The 17,489-nt window shown below is 63.1% G+C and carries 14 protein-coding genes; 7 read left to right on the top strand and 7 right to left on the bottom strand.

Going from position 1 to position 17,489, the window contains the following annotated elements:
- The first annotated feature begins 119 nt into the window (after window positions 1-119).
- Window positions 120-2,168: a polyphosphate kinase 1 gene (gene ppk1 / locus BLT26_RS06495; RefSeq protein ID WP_091510468.1), complete on the top strand. Its 2,049-nt coding sequence runs from the start codon at window positions 120-122 to the stop codon at window positions 2,166-2,168.
- On the opposite strand, the gene BLT26_RS06490 is transcribed toward ppk1, so the two are convergent.
- Together BLT26_RS06490 and aceK are read right to left on the bottom strand one after the other, a co-directional pair.
- Window positions 2,169-2,654, bottom strand: coding sequence for a hypothetical protein (locus BLT26_RS06490; protein WP_091510465.1), 486 nt, complete (start codon window positions 2,652-2,654; stop codon window positions 2,169-2,171). It lies immediately after the preceding gene.
- A 54-nt stretch (window positions 2,655-2,708) separates the two neighbouring features.
- Window positions 2,709-4,463 carry a bifunctional isocitrate dehydrogenase kinase/phosphatase gene (aceK, locus tag BLT26_RS06485; protein ID WP_091510462.1) on the bottom strand — a complete coding sequence of 585 codons (1,755 nt, stop codon included), beginning with the start codon at window positions 4,461-4,463 and terminating at the stop codon, window positions 2,709-2,711.
- Window positions 4,464-4,567: 104 nt separating this feature from the next.
- Between aceK and BLT26_RS06480 the strand changes: the two genes are divergently transcribed.
- A complete protein-coding gene (locus BLT26_RS06480; protein ID WP_091510458.1) occupies window positions 4,568-5,176 on the top strand; it encodes a MarC family protein in 609 nt (202 codons plus the stop codon).
- A gap of 9 nt (window positions 5,177-5,185) precedes the next feature.
- Here BLT26_RS06480 and BLT26_RS06475 read toward each other — a convergent pair whose 3' ends face one another.
- Entirely contained in the window at window positions 5,186-7,087 is a 1,902-nt protein-coding gene (locus BLT26_RS06475; RefSeq protein WP_091510454.1) for a PhoX family protein, read from the bottom strand.
- A 210-nt stretch (window positions 7,088-7,297) separates the two neighbouring features.
- Here BLT26_RS06475 and BLT26_RS06470 point away from each other — a divergent pair, with 210 nt between their 5' ends.
- Complete coding sequence (locus tag BLT26_RS06470) at window positions 7,298-9,253, top strand: phytase (protein ID WP_091510449.1); 1,956 nt, start codon at window positions 7,298-7,300, stop codon at window positions 9,251-9,253.
- Between the two features lie 109 nt (window positions 9,254-9,362).
- On the opposite strand, the gene BLT26_RS16740 is transcribed toward BLT26_RS06470, so the two are convergent.
- From BLT26_RS16740 to BLT26_RS06450, 4 genes are all read right to left on the bottom strand, one after another.
- Window positions 9,363-9,839, bottom strand: a complete 477-nt coding sequence (locus tag BLT26_RS16740; RefSeq protein ID WP_091510446.1) for an REP-associated tyrosine transposase — start codon at window positions 9,837-9,839, stop codon at window positions 9,363-9,365.
- Between the two features lie 70 nt (window positions 9,840-9,909).
- Window positions 9,910-10,632, bottom strand: coding sequence for an outer membrane beta-barrel protein (locus BLT26_RS06460; RefSeq protein ID WP_091510441.1), 723 nt, complete (start codon window positions 10,630-10,632; stop codon window positions 9,910-9,912).
- Between the two features lie 114 nt (window positions 10,633-10,746).
- Window positions 10,747-11,409, bottom strand: a complete 663-nt coding sequence (locus tag BLT26_RS06455; protein ID WP_175453046.1) for a replication protein P — start codon at window positions 11,407-11,409, stop codon at window positions 10,747-10,749.
- Window positions 11,324-12,679, bottom strand: a complete 1,356-nt coding sequence (locus tag BLT26_RS06450) for a DnaT-like ssDNA-binding domain-containing protein (protein WP_091510438.1) — start codon at window positions 12,677-12,679, stop codon at window positions 11,324-11,326. Before BLT26_RS06450 ends, BLT26_RS06455 begins: the two co-directional genes overlap by 86 nt.
- A gap of 167 nt (window positions 12,680-12,846) precedes the next feature.
- Between BLT26_RS06450 and BLT26_RS06445 the strand changes: the two genes are divergently transcribed.
- The 4 genes from BLT26_RS06445 (at window position 12,847) to BLT26_RS06430 (ending at window position 17,388) form a co-directional block, all read left to right on the top strand.
- On the top strand, window positions 12,847-14,052 hold the full coding sequence (locus BLT26_RS06445; RefSeq protein WP_217631381.1) for a permease: 1,206 nt from the start codon (window positions 12,847-12,849) through the stop codon (window positions 14,050-14,052).
- 80 nt (window positions 14,053-14,132) lie between these two features.
- Window positions 14,133-16,448 carry a heavy metal translocating P-type ATPase gene (locus BLT26_RS06440; protein ID WP_091510435.1) on the top strand — a complete coding sequence of 772 codons (2,316 nt, stop codon included), beginning with the start codon at window positions 14,133-14,135 and terminating at the stop codon, window positions 16,446-16,448.
- The gene (locus BLT26_RS06435) at window positions 16,448-16,819 is read left to right on the top strand and encodes a cupredoxin domain-containing protein (RefSeq protein WP_091510431.1); all 372 of its coding nucleotides are present in this window, start codon (window positions 16,448-16,450) and stop codon (window positions 16,817-16,819) included. The genes BLT26_RS06440 and BLT26_RS06435 overlap by 1 nt, the downstream gene beginning before the upstream one ends.
- 110 nt (window positions 16,820-16,929) lie before the next feature.
- Window positions 16,930-17,388, top strand: a complete 459-nt coding sequence (locus BLT26_RS06430) for a hypothetical protein (protein ID WP_091510428.1) — start codon at window positions 16,930-16,932, stop codon at window positions 17,386-17,388.
- Window positions 17,389-17,489 lie beyond the last annotated feature (101 nt).

The following is a 17,489-nucleotide window of genomic DNA, read 5'->3' as shown; positions in this document are numbered from 1 at the left end:
AAAAGTGTTGTCATCTGAATGTAGCAAACTGCTTTGCTATCTTAATTCTGTCCATTTTCGCGCCTCCCGGGTCCGGCAAACCGCCCCGGCACATGCATAGAGTTCCAGGCGAGTAACCCATGGTTGATGATACGCCGCTGTACCCCAAAGAGCTAAGCTGGCTCTCTTTCAATGAACGCGTCCTCCAGGAAGTGGAGGACGAGCGGGTGCCGATCATCGAGCGGGTCCGCTTCCTGGGCATATTCTCCAGCAACCTGGACGAGTTTTACCGCGTGCGGGTGGCGGATGTTCGCCGGGTGGCCACCTTCGCCAAGAGCGCCAGCAAGAAAGAGTATTTTTCCGCCCTGCTGGCCGACATCAACGAAAAGGTACTGCGCCTGCAGCGACGCTCCTTCGCCGCCTATACCAAGGTATTGTCCGACCTGGGCAAACACGATATCCACCTGGTCAGCGAGGCCCAGCTGACTCCGCGACAACGCGCCTTCGTGGAGGACTATTTTCACCGCGAGGTGCTGCCAGAGCTGGAGCCCTTCTTTATCGACGATCGCGAGAATATGCCGCTGCTGAACGAGGCCAGCATTTACTTCGCGATACACCTGCAGCTGGAGAATGGCAACGATCGCTTTGCCGCGCTGGAGATACCCACCGCCACCCTGCCCAGGTTTGTGGTCATCCCGCCACGGGAGGGGCGCCACGAGAAAGTCTACATCGTGCTGGATAACATCATCCGGGCCTGCCTGGTGGATGTGTTCCGCTATGTCCTGCCGATCGTGAAGGCTGAGGCCTATATGTTCAAGATCAGCCGTGACGCCGAGCTGGAATTGAGCGAGGTCATCACCCAGAACATCGTCGACCGGGTGGCCAAGTCGCTGAAAAAGCGCAAACAGGCCGATCCGGTACGCATGGCTTACGACGCCACCATGCCGGAAGCGGTTTTCAGCCTGGTGAAAAAGAAGCTCAAGATGGGCCGCTACGACAGCTATACCCCCGGGGGCCGATACCACAATTCCAAGGATTTCATCAGCTTCCCGGCAGACGCTGCCCGCCACCGCTACAAGCCGCTGGTGCCGCTGGAAACCATGCCGGAGAAGGAGAGCGTATTCGACCTGCTGGCGGCTGCCGACCAGCTGTTTTACTTCCCCTACCACGACTTCAGGGTCATCACCAATCTGCTGATTTCCGCCGCCGTCGATCCCCAGGTACGCGAGATCCGCATTAACCTCTACCGGGTGGCGAAGAACTCGCGGGTCGTGGCGGCGCTGGTGAATGCCGTGCGCAATAACAAGCGCGTCATCGCCGTCGTGGAGCTGCAGGCGCGCTTCGACGAACTCGCCAATATCCACTGGTCCAACGAATTGCGCGATGCGGGGGTCGAGGTGGTTTACGGAGTGCCGGGCCTGAAAGTGCATTGCAAGCTTATTTCCATCCTGCGCCATGAGGCGGGCGAGCCCCGTTACTACAGCCACCTCGGTACCGGCAACTTCAATGAAAGCACGGCGCGTGTCTATTGTGACTTCAGTCTGCTCACCAGCGACCAGGGGCTCGGCAGGGATGTCTTCAATGTATTCGAGTTCCTGCAATATCCCCATCTGCGGCCGCAGTACGAGCATATCGCGGTGTCCCCTTATACCAACCGGCCGGCCCTGCTGAGCGCCATCGACCGGGAAATCGAGGCCGCAGGACGGGGCGAGCGGGCGGAACTCTTCTTCAAGTGCAATAACCTGGTGGATACCCAGGTGATTGAGCGCCTGTATCGTGCCGGGGCAGCGGGAGTAAGGGTGCGGCTGATCGTCCGCAGCATGTGTTCCCTGGTATGCGAGACGGAGGGTGTATCGGAAAATATTCAGGCCGTGAGCCTGGTCGACAAGTTCCTCGAGCACGCCCGGGTCTACATGTTCCACAACGGTGGTGATGAGCAGGTCTGGCTGTCATCGGCGGACCTGATGACTCGCAACCTGGATCACCGTGTGGAAGTGAGTTTCCCGGTCCGGGACCCGGCCCATCGGCAAACCATTCGTGACATCATGGAGCTGCAGTGGCGCGACAACCGCAAGGCGCGGGTGCTGGATGCGGACCAGGGCAATACACGGATTGCCAACCATGCCGCGCGCGGCTGCCGGGCACAGGATTCGATTTACCGCTACCTGAAGAAAAAGGAGGAGGGTTGATCAGCGGCTGAAACCAACCAGCTGGCCGCGGCTGAAGGAGAAGCGATAACGCTGGCCTACCTTCAGGCGGTCGCGGCAACTCGACTGGATGGCGATGCGTGGGTACTGCGGGGTCACCACCCACACCTCGAAATCATCGCCGGGTCCCCGCTCGATCAGCCAGTAGTGGTCGCCCGCAGTGCAGTTCTCGCCAGTGTGGCACTTGCGATAGCCCCAGACATAGGCGTCGACATCGTACTGTGCAGGGAGGTCGGCGGATTCGCGGAACGGCTCCTTGCGGTCGCCAGTGGTCTGGTAGAGCCGCGCGAAGCTGACCTTGCGGAAACCCCGCGCCGGTGTATCACAGCTGACCGAGTGCGGCCTTGCCACTACCCGGGCGTGTGCGCCAGCGGCGGGCTTCTTGCCGCCGCTCAGTTCGCTGGGCAGGTAGCCGCAACCCGCGACCGCCATGATGAGTGACAAAACTGCCGCACGGTAAAACTGCACAGTGAACTCCCTGGCCCGGTTAAATCGGGGTCGCCTCTCTTTTCACTATAGCCACTATTCCTTTTCCGCCCGCTTACTCGAACGACGCTTGAACCGCCACTTGCGTCGATAGGGGAAGGCGCTCTCAATATGGCCCGCGCGGATGCGGTCCTGTAGCCGCTGCCAGAACTGGTAGTCATAGAGATCGCTGTGCTGGCTTTCGAAGGCCTTGCGCGCCACCGGGTTGCCGGAAAAGAACAGGCGGAACTCCTCCGGGAATACATCCGCCTCAGCGACTGTGTACCAGGGCTGGTCTGACAGCTCCTGTTCGACAGTCTGTGGCTCGGGAATTTTGCGGAAATTGCATTCGGTCAGCGGACACAGCTCGTCGTAGTCGTAGAAGACCACCCGGCCGTGGCGGGTGACGCCGAAATTCTTTAATAGCATGTCACCGGGGAAGATATTCGCCGCCGCCAGCTGCTTGATGGCGTTGCCATACTCCTCCATGGCCTCGCGGATCTCCTCTTCGCTGGCATGCTGCAGGTAGAGGTTCAGTGGCTCCATGCGGCGCTCGACGTAAAGGTGCTTGATGATGACCCACTTGTCGTCCATATGGAGCTTCGAGGGCGCCAGCTCTTTCAGCTCGGCCAGCAGTTCATCGCTGAAGCGATTGCGGTAAAAAATGAAGTTGGTGTATTCCTGGGTATCAGCCATGCGGCCGACCCGGTCCGAGCGGGATACGAACTTGTACTTCTCCCGCACTATTTCCTCGGTCACTGTCTTGGGGCGATCGAACCTGTCCTTGATCACCTTGAATACCACCGGATAGGAGGGCAGCGTAAACACACTCATCACCATCCCCTTGATTCCCGGGGCAATGACGAACTTGTCGTTGCTGACCTTCATGTGCGCCAGGATATGGCGATAGAACTCGGTCTTGCCGTGCTTGTGGAAGCCGATGGAGTTATAGAGTTCCGAGCGTTCCTTGAGCGGCATGATGGTGGAGAGGAAGCGAACGAAACGGGAGGGGATCGGCGCGTCCACCATGAAATAGGAGCGGGTGAAACTGAATATGATGCTGGCGGAGTCGTTGCTGTAGAGCACCGTGTCCACAAAAATGGCACCGCGGCCATTGTTCAGGCAAGGCAGGATAAACGGGATGACCTCACCGGCGTACATGAGTCGCCCCACCAGGTAGGCGGCCTTGTTGCGGTAGAAGACCGACTCCAGCATGTCCACCCGCAGCTGTTTCTCGTCAGTGACATGGGCCAGCGGCTTTGCGCGCATTGCCTCACAGATATTGCGGATGTCGCGCTGCTGGTCTTCCCAGGGGATGGAAAAGCCATAGTCATTGAGGATGTCCTCGACCATGCATTCGAGCCCATCGCGACCGCTGTAGCTGATGTAGATACTGTAATCGCGCAGGGGCTTGTCGTCGGGCGGCCGGGAGGATTTCACGAACAGGTTGCTGTCGTGGATATGCGCGTGGTTGAACTGCTTGCAGAAAACAGAGTTGAAAAAAGTCTCGGCGATTTCGTAATTGCTGTGGTTCGCAATGAGCTGGGCGAAGGTGGCGCGGGCCTCGCCCCACAGCTGCAACATGGTGGTGTCCTTGCTGGTGACCGAGTGCACCAGCTTTACCACCTGATTGACCTTGGTTTTGTAGAGGTCGATGCGCTCCTTGTTGGCGTGGTGCACTCCCTGCCAGGCGGCCGTCTCGAAACGGGCCTTGGCCCCCAGGGTGATGTTCTGGAAGTCGGCAAAATAGGCGTCGAACCCGTTGAGGATTGTCTTGGCAATCCGTCGCGCAGTCGGGGAGTGGTTGGTCATGCTCTAGACTTCTGTTTTGGGGCGATCTCAGCTCTCTCGTGTAGGAGCGGCCACTCCTACAGCTTATTCCAAGCGGATAGTAGCACGGCGCGCCGGAGCATCCATTGAACGATTGGATCAGCAGCTTTGTCTTTTTCTTTGCCGTTATTGACCCGGTGGGGACCCTGCCGGTCTTTATTGCGGTTACCTCCCGCCATGCGGAATGGCAGAAGCGCAAGATCGCAATCATCGCGGTATTTGTGGCCACCGCAATCCTGCTGCTGTTCCTGGTGGGAGGGCAGTACCTGCTGGAGACCATCGGCGTGCCCCTGTCGGCTTTCCAGGTGGCAGGCGGCGTCGTTCTCTTCCTGTTCGCGTTGACCATGATTTTCGGTGAGGGCAAGCCAGAGCAGGAAATGGAGATAGTGCAGAGCGGGCACGAAACTGCCATCTTTCCCCTGGCGGTGCCCTCCATCGCCTCACCCGGTGCCATGCTGGCCGCAGTGGTGCTGACCGACAACCACCGTTTCGACCCCATCCACCAGTTTCGCACGGCCACGGCGATGCTCGCCGTGCTGGGTATCGTGCTACTGCTGTTGCTCACCGCCCGGTGGATATACCGGGTTATCGGTGACGCCGGGGCGAGCATTGTGAGCCGGGTCATGGGACTGATCCTGGCGTCGGTCGCCACCACCAATGTGCTGGTGGGCCTGCAGCAGTTCTTCGCGGTCTAGAAGCTCCTCTCAGCTTCCCACCACCCCGCCATCCTCGCGGCGTATCGCCAGCACCGCCGGCCGCGGCGGCAGGGCCGGGTCGTAGTCGGGCCACCGGTGCATTGGCCTGTCGAAGGTGGAGCGGCCACCATCAGCGGGATGCTGCACGGAAATAAAGAGTGTGGTGCCGTCCGGGGTGAACTCGGGTCCGCACGCCTCCGCCCCCCGCGGGCAGCCGAAGAAGTGCCGGGGTGCGGCGCGGAACTCGCCCTCGGTGGCCATGGCCCACAGGCCGTCGTGGAAGCCGAAGCGCTCGCAGCCGTCGGTGGCGATCCACATGTTGCCGCCGGGATCGAAGGCGACGTTATCCGGGTTGGCGAGCCAGCCATGGGGGGAGACCGCGCCGATGACCTCCTCGCCATAAGCGCCCCGTTCGCGTGGGTCCTCGGCGTTGGGGTTGCCACCCAGCAGGAAGGTGTACCAGCGGAAATCGTTGCTGGTGTGATCGCGGTTGCCGTCCTCCCCCGGCGGCACTATCTCGAGTACATGCCCTGCCACATTGCGCGGGCGGGGATTGGCAGCATTAGTCTCGCCTGCCGTGCGCGATTTGTTCTTGGTCAGCATGACGTAGGTGCAGTCGTTGACCGGGTTGGTTTCCACATCTTCCGGCCGGTCCATGGGGGTGGCGCCCACTAGTGCGGCGGCGCGGCGCGCGTCTATCAGCACATCGGCCTGGTTGCGGAATCCGTTTTGTGGAGTCAGTGGGCCCTCGCCGAATACGAGCGGAAGCCAGGCGCCGGTGCCGTCATCGCTGAAACGGGCGACATAAAGCACGCCGGCGGCGAGCAGGTTGCGGTTGCGAGTGTCGTTTCCCGGGCGGTAATTCTCTGCGGAGACAAAGCGATAGACAAACTGGTCCTCGTCGTCGTCACCGCCGTAGGCCACTGCCGGCTGGTGTGGCTTGCAGACCAGCGTGAAACCCTCGTGTTGGAACCGGCCCAGGCTGGTGAGCTTGCGCGGGCGGCTGTGCGGATCGTAGGGGTCTATTTCCACCATCCAGCCGAAACGGTTGGGCTCGCGTGGTTCAATCCCGATGTCAAAGCGTCGGTCGTGGTCGCCCCAGTTGCGGTTGTGGGGCGCGATGGCGAAGGCGGCGTGATTCAGCCGCTCCACAGGGTCGGCAATGGCGCCAGGATCCCCCTGAAACGCGCCGCCGAACCCCTCCTCGGCAATCAGCACGGTGCCCCAGGGTGTCTTGCCTCCGGCGCAATTTCCCACGGTACCCAATACCCGCGTGCCGCTCGGGTCCGCGGCAGTCTGTAGGCGCGGGTCTCCGGCTGCCGGGCCGATGATATCCATGGTGGTATGCAGGGTGATGCGACGGTTGAAAGGGCTATCCACGACTGGCCGCCAGCCCTTTGCAGTTTTCTCGACCTCAACGATCGAGTGACCGCAGGCTTCCTGCTCGATTGCCACATGCTCTGCACTGACACCGCGTGTGGCAGCGTATTCGTCGTCGTAGCCGGGGAACATCAGGTGGGGCTGGGTATATTCATGGTTCACGCACAGCAGCCCGCGAGTGCTGTCACCGGCAGCGCCGCCGGCCTCGCCGGGCAGTGGCATAAAGGCGATGAAGTCGTTGTTGTAGCCGAAGCGTTGCCGCTGCTCCTGGGCCGACAGCGCGGTGGGGGCAAACTTGCCGGCGTCGGTAGTGAGCGGGTCGCCCCAGCGCAGCAGTATATCGGCGCGGTAGCCCTCGGGGAGGTGGTGCTGCGCGTCCAGCGTGTGGGGAATCTCGGCGAAGCCCAGGTTCCCGGAGTGGACCCTCCGGCCGCACCCGGGTAGCAGGGTAGCTGTCGTGCCCGCCGCAGCCACTGCACCGATGCCCTTCAGCAAGCTGCGTCGGGCGGGGTCTTTCAGGTCCTGGCTCATATTTCATCTCCGGCAGCGCCGGGCCGTGCACGGCTGCCGGGTCTCATCGCTGCGTGGCGCGCGTATTGGGATATCCCAGAGCTTAATGCAGGGGTGGGGGAAAGGGCGGGCTCCGGCGTCATTTTTTGCCACCCCGGACCACTAGATTGCGCCCAGCCTGGCGTAAATCTGTCTTATTCTTTCAGGAGGTTCAGCAAAAAATTCACCACCATGGCACTGAAAGTATTGTGGAAAATCGCGTCGGCAGTGACCCTGCTTGTACTGTTGTCGGGCTGTGATCCCCGCCAGCGGGAAAGGGCCGATCCGGAGCCGGAGTCCCTGCAGGCGTCCGGCACCGTAATGCTGTCTAAAGTCATATCCAGCCAGCTTGCGCCTCTGCAGCTGCAGGGCAAAGACTACCTCCTGCTCGCCAGCGAACTGCGCGGGCTGGTATTGCTCAATGAAAACGGCAGCGAGGCGGTTTCCCTCGACGGGGGCAGCGTGAAGCACTTTGCCCTGCAGGGGCAGCCCGATGGGAGCTGGCTGATCGCTGCCTACGACGAGGAGGACGGCGAGATTCACCTGCGCCACCTCGAAACCGAGGCGGCTACCGGCCAGCCGGGATTGAAGTATCTCGGCATGCTCAAGGTGCCCACGCCCCAGTCGGCGCTGTGCTTTTCCCGCCAGGGGGAGCGCTCACACCTTTTCACCATCGACGAGAGCGGCCTGGGCCATGAATATATCGTGCACCCGCGCGACCAGGCGTGGCTGTTCACCGATGTGCGGCCTCTCTATTTCGGCGAGCAGGTCAACAGTTGCGTGGTCGATGACAAGCGCGGGCGCCTGCTGGTCTCGCAACCGCCACTCGGGATCTGGAGCCTGAACGCGGACGCGGAGCGGGAGGAGGATCGCCGCGTTTTCCTCAACGGGCAGGCGCTGGCCGGAAACTTTGGCGGGCTGTGGCTGGATCCGGAAGGCGATGTCCTCTGGCTCACCAGTGGCGCCACAGTGCAGGTCTTCCCGCTGCCAGAGCCGGGCGCCCGCCCCCTCTACGCGAGGTCGCTACAGGAACTGGAGCCGGCCTCCATTGCCAGGCTCCGGGATGCCCTGTTTGCGCTGGAGGAGGAGAGCGACATAGTGCAGCGCTACGCCGTTACCCTTCCGGAGCAGGAGGCCGGGGACCGGCCGGCAGCTGCTGAAACGGCATCGGTGCGAGCCCCCATTCCCCGCGTGCGGGCGCAGGCGCAGACAGTGCCTGTCAGCTCAGCCGGCGATGCTGCGGGCGACCCGGCTGTCTGGGTCAATCCCAGGGACAAGAGCAAGAGCCTGGTGCTGGGTACCGACAGGAAAAAGGGCCTCAATATCTACAGCCTGTCGGGACGCCTGCTGGAGCAATTTGTGGTGGGCGGGGTCGGCAATGTCGACCTGCGCTCTTTGGATGAGGGGCGCTATGCGGCACTGGCGGCGACTGCCAATCGCACTACGCCGGGGGTAAACCTGTTTGGCATTCGCTCCAGTGGCAACGTGGAGCACCTGGGACTGCGGGAGATGAACCTCCCCGGGCCGAACGGGCTGTGCATGTACCGCAACGACGGGCGGACTTTTGTCTGGGTATCCGACCAGGCCGGCGCCCTGCACCTGGCGGAGATAGCGCTCGGTAGTGACCCCCTGGAGTGGGAGCTGCAGCCGCGCGCAAAGCTGGCGGTGCGGAGCCGGGTGGACAGCTGTGTGGTGGACGATGAACGCGGCCTGCTCTTTTTCGGCGAGGGAGGCCGCGGCGTATGGCGCCTGGATATTGCCGGCCATCTCGCCGGCAGCGCGCAACCAGAGCTGGTGGCCGGGGTCGACGGCGAGCACCTGGTGGCAGACGTTGAAGGCATAGGCCTGTACCGCCGCGGAGACCATGGTTACCTGGTGGTATCCAGTCAGGGCAATGACACTTACGCGCTTTACAGCCGCGATGGCAACCAGTTTGTCGGTCGCTTTCGGGTGGGAGCCAACCTGGCCCGGGGTATCGATGGCAGCTCGCAAACGGATGGGCTGGAGGTGACCAGCGCGGCGCTGGGCGAGGCTTATCCCGAGGGCCTGCTGGTGGTGCAGGACGGTCGCAAGCGGATGCCCACGGGGCCCCAGAATTTCAAGCTGGTTTCCTGGGCGGATATCGCCGAGCAGTTGCAGCTGGATTAGGGCGGGAAGGGCTGACGCAGGGATCGACTGGTGTTCGATCGCGGCCAGCGGCCGCCCCTACAGCCCGGGCAAACTTTCGCTGTAGGAGCGGCCGCTGGCCGCGACAATTTCAGACTTGTAGCCAGCTCGCATCCCAGAATGGATATTCACCTGTTGTTCGAGCAAGGCCTGCGCGTAATGGATTAGCGACTACATACCGTGCTGCTCCAACTATGCTTTCTTCCTTCCGCAGGGCGCGATCATGGAAGGCTCGGTCCCACACAGCTTGCCGACATCGCCGTTCCCGATTGACCTGCAGGGCGCTGGCAGATTTGAGGCGTTTGACCAGTTCGCTTAAAGCGTGTGCGTGACCGAGCTCTATTAACCAGTGGGCGTGATCTGGCATCAGCACCCAGGCGAGCATTTTCGTATCTTCTAGCAACTTTGGGTCCTGAAAACAGCGACAAGCCTGCCGGGCCAGCGAGAAATCAATGAAAATTGGGTGGCGCCGGTGCGTGGTAGCGGTTATGAGGTATACCTGACCAGGAATGGAAACCCGGCCTTTGCGTAGGGAACGGTGCCCCGGCGGTAAGTGTTGATTTGGCATGGGATTCGGGAAGTCGCGGCCAGCGGCCGCTCCTACGAGATATGAATCATTTAACGCATTGTTGCTCCGCCTAAAAATGCATACTCCACCCCAGCGACGCCATCTCCGCATCGAATTTCCCGCGCAGCTCATCGCTGCCGATATCGCGGAAGGCTTCCCACTCCGCCCGCAGGGTCCACTCACCCTCATGGCGGTAGCTGATGCCTGCGCCGTAACCCCAGTGAAAGCCGTTGTCGACCGCGGCGCTGCGGCCGCTGACCGGCACCAGTTCCTCGGCCACCGTGTCACCATCGAGGAAGCGGAACAGCACCTCGCCCGACTGGCGTTCTGACAGTTCGCTGTTCCAGGCTCCGGCGCCGGCCTTGGCGAACAGGCTCAGCCCGCCATACACCGGCCAGTGGCCCACGGCGAAGGCGTTGACGAGGTGTGTTTCCATCTTGTCTTCGAAACGCAGGAACTCACCACGCTGGTTGCGCAGCTCGAAATCCAGCTCGGTAGTGGCGAGTCGCTGCAGGCTGGCCTCTACCGCCAGGTACGGGCTCCAGCGCCAGCCGGTGTAGAGCTTCCAGCCCTCCCCGCTGCCGTCGCACCCGAGCAGGTTGCCCGCCTGGCCATCAAAGCTGAATTGCCGCACCTGGCTGGCGGCCTGCAGGCAGAAATCGTCCTGCTGTGTGTCGCCGACACTGGCGCCAACGTAGCGGTGGGAATAGAAATCGGCTCCGGCCGGGAGGGCCGGTGCCAGGGACAGGATGGGGACAGAGAGTACCGCGAGCAGAAACAGGGGCCGGGCCATGACAGTACCTGCGCATCGTTGGTATGGAATCCTATGGTCTCCCAAACCTACGCGGGTTTTACACCGGTCGATGAAATTTGGCGGTCAATTCCCCGCCTGTGCCGCGCGCCGGGGCTACAGCTCCAGTTCGGCGCGCAGTTTCGCCATGCGCTCGGCATTTTCCGTCTTGCTCAGCGGCTTGCCGGGTTTCTCCTCCAGCAGTGGCTGCTCTGGCTTCGGCAGCGCCTCGCCTTCAAGTACCCGCGCGCAGATCTTGCGGTAGTGCTCGGCGAATACCGGGTAGGCCACGTGTTCGGGGTTGTTGGCGAGGAAAAACCAGTTGGCCGCACGCCCGGCGTGGTAGACCGCCGGGTGGCTCCAGTTGAAGGTCGCCTTGGGGCTGGGCGCGTTGCAGGCCTCGCGATAGGCGGCGCGGGCCTCGGGCAGGCCATTGTCGCCGGCGGCGCAGAACTGCAACATCTTGTGCACCGTGGGCAGGTACTCGCTCTGGCGGATGGCGCGCTTGGCCCCCGCGACCATCTGCGCCGGGGTAAAGGCGGCCAGGGACTCCAGCCACAGGCGCTTGGCGTGGTTCAGGGTCTCGGTGTCAGGGAAGGCCGAGTTGAACTGGTTGTGGTAGCTGAGCTTCAGCAGGCCGAATACTTCGTTCAGGGCCCGCTTGCGCTCGTCCAGCTGTTCACCGCCGCTGGCGTTACCAGTCTGTGTCCGTGACGATGTCGAGGACGGAGCGGTCCCTTGTTCTCTGGTTGTCGCTGTTGGTGTGTTGCTGCGTGCCATTGGTCTTTCCTATCGCGAGCTTGTTGCGCTCCGCCCACTGGTAGCGCGCGTGGCGGACGAACACGGCGTCCCAGCTCTTGCGCGCCGCATTCTGCCCCCGCCAGTAGATGATGAATTCGGGGACCAGCGACAGGGCGAAGTCGCGGTCTATTTCACACTGGTTCACCAGATGGCTCAAGCAGTCGCCGCCGGGCTGCCAGTTGCGCGGGATCGGCTTGGCCACCGGGTTCTTCTCGATACCCTGGCAGTAGTAGGCCCACTCCTCGCGCGCATACTCGATAAACAATTCTCCCCAGCGGGCGCTGTGGCCGCCCCGCTCGAGCCACTTGTAAATGAACTCGGGCAATAATTCAGCGGCGAAACTGGGGTTGATCGCCAGCCGGCGCAGCTGCTCCCAGGTGGGTTCGCTGGGTTGCCAGTCGCGGGTCATGGCGGTGGGCTTGCGCTTCTCCATAAAGGGCGCGTCCTGCTTTTCCCAGTCCTCGGTGACCCAGTCATTGAACTCCAGGTCCCAGGAGATGGACTGCTTGCCGCTGGAGCGGTGGTAATCGAGGAAGCGCTGCAGGGCGCGCTGCACGAAAGTGCTGGGCACGCCCTCGTCGGCCAGCTTGCGCAGGGTGTCCTCGCCCGGGTGCCAGCCCTGCGGCAGCGGCTGCTTGCGCTGGGCAGTGGCGCGGAAGGCCTCCCAGCGGCTCTTCACCTGTTTCAGGAACAGGGAGCCGAAGGAGTGGCGCGACTCGCCGCGCTCCCGCCAGTAGGTGACAAACTCCGGCAGCTGCTCGCGCCAGAAGTGCTCGGGCACACCCAGCTGGGCGATGCGCGCCTGCGTCTCCCGGTCCGGCTGCCAGCCCGGCCCGATGGTGTTGGCGCTACGGGGCATGGCTGCTGCCGGGGCTGGCTCGCCCCCGTAAGGTTCACGCGAATATGGTTGCGCAGCCTGCGGCGGGCTCTCCGGCCGCTGGTGCTCCCCGGGCAGGGCGAACTTGAGCTGCAGGCTGCTGCCGTAGGGGGCCGAGCCCAGGAGCAGGGCGCCCTGGTTGCGCAGGCTGGTGGCCACCCGCTGGATATCCGCCGGCTCCCAGAAGGGGAGCAGCTGCTGCAGTTGCTCGGCCTCCGCCGTATACCACTCGCGCCCCGGGTGGGCCTCCGGCTGCAGGAAGGGCAGCAGGTCGCCCAGCGCCGTGAGCAGCACCGCCTCCTCCAGGCCGATGGTGGCGGCCAGAGTGGGGGACAGGCTCAGGGGGCGTTCCGGTAGCAGGGGGTGTTTCATGGCGCGATTCTATCACCCTGCCGGCCTTCCCGCAGGGGATTACCTGCAGGAGAAAAACTGACTTTCGTTGACTTGCTGGTCGCGCCATGTTGTTCTCCGCCACTGCAATGTTGGTTCGCTAAAGTGAAAGAGCGGCCCGGCTCCGGGCTGCCCGATCCGGAGACACCATGATGCAAGCATTCCTGTCCACCTGGCATGAGGCGGCCGTGACCACGCTGGGCCTGTTCTGGATGGCCTTCTGGGCCTTCGGCCTCGGCTACCTGATCAGCAGCATGATCCAGGTGTTCGTTACCCGCGAGCGCATGCGCAAGAGCATGGGCAAGGCGGGGGCCAGTAGCGTAGGGCTGGCGACCTTCTTCGGCTTTATCTCCAGTTCCTGTTCCTTCGCCGCGCTGGCCACGACCCGCGCGCTCTTCGCCAAGGGGGCGGGACTGGTGCCCTCACTGGCCTTCCTGCTGGCCTCCACCAACCTGGTGATCGAGCTGGGCATCGTGATTGCGGTATTCCTCAGCTGGCAGTTTGTGGTGGGCGAGTACCTGGGCGGTGTCCTGCTGATCCTGCTGATGTGGCTGCTGGTGCGGCTCACAATGCCGAAGAAGCTGGTCGAGAAGGCGCGCGAGCGCGCGCAGGAGGCCGAGGGGAGCGGTGATGACGACGGCGACGCGCCCGACTGGAAAAAGCTGATCCGCAGCCGTGAGGGCTGGCGCAAGGTGGCGAACAAATATGTCATGGAGTGGCATATGGTGTGGAAGGACGTCACCGTGGGTTTCACGGTGGCCGGCATTATCGCCGCCTTCGTGCCGAAATCGTTTTTCCAGATGCTGTTCGTCGGCTCCGGCAAGAGCGACCCCGCCTTCTGGGAGGTGCTGCTGCAGTCACTGGTGGGGCCCATAGCCGCATTCTTCACCTTTATCGGCTCCATGGGCAATATCCCGCTGGCGGCGGTATTGTTCGACAACGGGGTGGCGTTTGCCGGCATCATGGCGTTTATATTCAGCGACCTGGTGGTATTGCCGGTGCTGCGGGTGCAGGCCGAGTACTACGGCTGGAAAATGGCGCTCTACATTCTCGGGATTTTCCTGCTGATCCTGGTGACCAGCGCCATGCTGCTGCATTACGGCTTCGCCGCCTTCGACATGCTGCCGGACTCCTCCAGTGCCAAGACGGTAACCGACCGGGAATTCTTCAAGGTGGACTACACCCTGTTCCTGAACCTGGCGTTCGCGGCCCAGGGCGTGTGGTTCCTTGCCTGGCGCTGGAAGAGCAAGGGGCTGCCCGGGCTCAAGACCGACAGGATGACCGATAAAATCCTGCTGACGCTGGCAAGCCTGGCCATTGTCTGGCTGGTGATCGGTGTCTTCCTGCCGGCGTGAGCCAATCCCTGCGCGACCCTTGCCCTGCCCCCGGGGCAGGGTTTTACACTTCCCGCCACGCGTGAATTGACGGAGGGAGCATGTCCGACACAAGTAAAGAGAATGAGAGAGCTCCGGCGGAAAGCCGGACCTTCCGGCTGGAGGGGGTCACCTGTGCAGGTTGTGTCCGCTCTATCGAGTCGGCCCTCGACGGCGTTCCCGGCGTGGCCGAGGCACGGGTGAACCTGGCGGACCGCACCCTGGTGGTTGCCGGCTCGGCCAGCGACGACGAGTGTATCGCCGCGGTGGAGGCGGCCGGTTACGGCGCCGAGCGGGTGCGCACCAGCGAGCGCGAGCGTCGCGAGCAACAGCACGCCGAGGAGCAGCGTCATTACCGATCGCTGCTGCTGCGCTGTTTTCTTGCCCTGGGGCTGGGGGTGCCGCTGATGGCGTGGGGCCTACTGGGCGGTGAAATGATGGTGAATACTCCCGGGCAGCAAATGGCCTGGGGCGTTGTGGGCCTGCTCACCCTGGGGGTGCTGGTTTACTGCGGCGGCCACTTCTTTACCGGTGCCTGGCGCGCCTTCCTCCACCACAACGCCAATATGGACACCCTGGTGGCGCTCGGCACCGGCGCGGCCTGGCTCTTCTCCATGGCGGTGGTGATTGCTCCCCAGATGCTGCCGGAAATGTCACGCCATGTGTATTTCGAGGCCAGTGCCATGATCATCGGCCTGATCAACCTGGGCCAGGCCCTGGAGCTGCGCGCCCGGGGGCGCACCAGCGCCGCGGTGGAAAAACTGCTCGAACTGCAGGACCCCACCGCGCGGGTGGTGCACGACGGCGAGGAGCGTGACCTGCCCCTGGAGGAGGTCCAGGTAGGCGACCTGATTCGCGTGCGGCCCGGTGAGAAAATCCCGGTCGACGGCACCGTCGAAGAGGGGCGCAGCCTGGTGGACGAGTCCATGCTCACCGGCGAGCCTGTGCCTGTAAACAAGGGCGAAGGGGACTTCCTCTCCGCGGGCACCCTGAACAAGAACGGCACCCTGCTGTTCCGCGCGGAAAAGGTGGGGGCGGACACGCGCCTCGCCCAGATTATCGAGATGGTCAAAAACGCGCAGAGCTCGCGGGTGCCCATCGCGCGGCTGGCGGACCGGATCTCGGCCATTTTCGTACCCACGGTAATGATCATCGCGGTGCTGGCCGCGCTGGCCTGGTACAACTTCGGCCCCGAGCCCCGCGCGGCCCATGTGCTGGTGGTGCTCACCGCCGTGCTGATCATCGCCTGTCCCTGTGCGCTGGGCCTGGCCACGCCCATGTCGGTGATGGTGGGGGTAGGCAAGGGCGCCGAGTACGGGGTGCTGATCCGAAACGGCAAGGCATTGCAGCAGGCCAGCAAACTGCACACCCTGGTGGTGGACAAGACCGGCACCCTGACCGAGGGCGAGCCGCGGCTCACCGAGATAGAGGCGGACGACAGCTTCGATGGCACAGAGGAGGAGCTACTGGAACTGCTGGCGAGCCTGGAGCAGGGCTCCGAGCACCCGTTGGCGGCGGCGGTGATGGCGGCCGCCCGTGAGCGGGAGCTGGAATTCCTGCGCACGGAGGATTTCGAGGCAATTACTGCCCATGGCGTTGCCGGTCGCGTGGACGGGCGCGCGGTACTGCTGGGCAACCGCAAGCTGATGCAGCGCGAGAATATCGATACCGGCAGCTGGGACAAGCGTGTGAAGCAGCTTGGCGAGGAGGGTCGCACGGCAATGTATGCGGCTGTCGATGGGCGCATGGCGGGGATTATCGCGGTCTCCGACCCGCTGCGCGAAGATGCGAAAGCGGCGGTGGCGCGCCTGCAGCAGCTGGGTGTACGCATCGAGATGCTTACCGGCGATAACGAGGGTACCGCCCGTGCGGTCGCGCGCCAGCTGGGTATCGATCGCGTGCATGCGGAACTGCAGCCCGAGGACAAGGAGAAAATCATCGGTGAGCTGCAGGATAGTGGCGAGCAGGTGGGTATGGCCGGCGACGGTATCAACGACGCGCCGGCACTGGCGCGCGCGGATGTGGGTTTCGCCATCGGCGCCGGAACCGACGTCGCGATCGAGACCGCGGACGTCACCCTGATGCGCTCCTCCCTGCACGGGGTGGCCGACGCCATCGCGCTGTCGCGGGCGACGCTGCGCAATATCAAGCAGAACCTGTTCGGTGCCTTTATTTATAACACCCTGGGAATACCCATCGCCGCCGGTGTGCTGTACCCGTTTACCGGGGCCCTGTTGAGCCCGGTGATCGCGGGCGCGGCGATGGCGATGTCCTCGGTCACGGTGGTCACCAATGCAAACCGGCTGCGCTTCTTTCAGCCTGAAGGTAGCAACGCGGAAGTGGCGACGAGCAATTCGGTAAAAAGTGGAGAGGCATAGTGACGACCCTGGTAATCAATATCACCGGCCTGCTGCTGATTGTGGCGATTGTATGGTGGTTCTGGGTGGCCCAGGCGGGCCAGGAAAAGGCGTCGGTGAGCGTCGGTGACGAGCAGACGGAAATCCTGGTCAGGGGCGGTGTCTACGAGCCCGACCATATCCGCCTGCCCGCAGGCGAGGCAGCCACGCTCTACTTCCGCCGTGAGGACCCGAGCCCCTGCGCGGAATACGTACTCTTCCCGGACCTGGAAGTCAGCGCCCAGCTGGCGGTGGACGAGCGCACCCCGGTGCGGTTGCCGGCGGCGGAACCGGGCAGGTACCCGTTCACCTGCCAGATGCAGATGTACCGCGGCACCCTTACGGTTGAATGAGCAGCGGGGGTTGAAATCGGCCGCCATCACCTTCAGGTCTTATGGTAGCGGCGGGATTTGCGCGTATGCGTTAGCCCCGCCGGAAAATTTCCTACCAAGGTGGAGGACTCATGCGCACCGAGACCCTGCAGGACATCATCGCCCGCACCCGCAATTTCCATCAGCAGCTGCAACAGCGACTCAAGGAGAGTGGCGACGCTTCCGGCGATACGCGTGCCGCCCTGTTGCTCGACTACCTGTGCCAGTTTGAACAGTCGCTGGCGGAACTGGTGACCGCGATCGAGCGCGGCGCCGATGGCGCGGCCCTGAACACCTGGTGCTACGAGTACCTCAACAAGCATCCCATCGACCATCTCGACGCAGATGAGGTTTTGCCGGCCGATGCGGGGCCTGATCGCATCATGGAAATGGTGATGGCCTACCACAATGAGGTGATCGGGCTGTACCGCTTCCTGCACCGGCGCATGGAAACGGAATCCTCGCGGGAGCTTATGGCCAACCTCAAGACCCTGGAAGAGCAACAGGCCATGCAGATGATGCAGGCCGCCAACCGCCTGCAGGATGCCTGAGCCCGGCACGGGAGTTTCCGCAGCCCTGGCGGCGGCGAGTTGATGCAGGTCAACCGTTGCCCGTGCATGACCCTGTATTTTCCTATGATGTGAGTGCAAGG

Origin of the sequence: Microbulbifer yueqingensis (assembly GCF_900100355.1) — a bacterium.
Classification (GTDB): Bacteria; Pseudomonadota; Gammaproteobacteria; order Pseudomonadales; family Cellvibrionaceae; genus Microbulbifer; species Microbulbifer yueqingensis.
The sequence above is the reverse complement of the archived record's forward strand: the minus strand, read 5'-3'. Positions and strand labels throughout refer to the sequence as shown.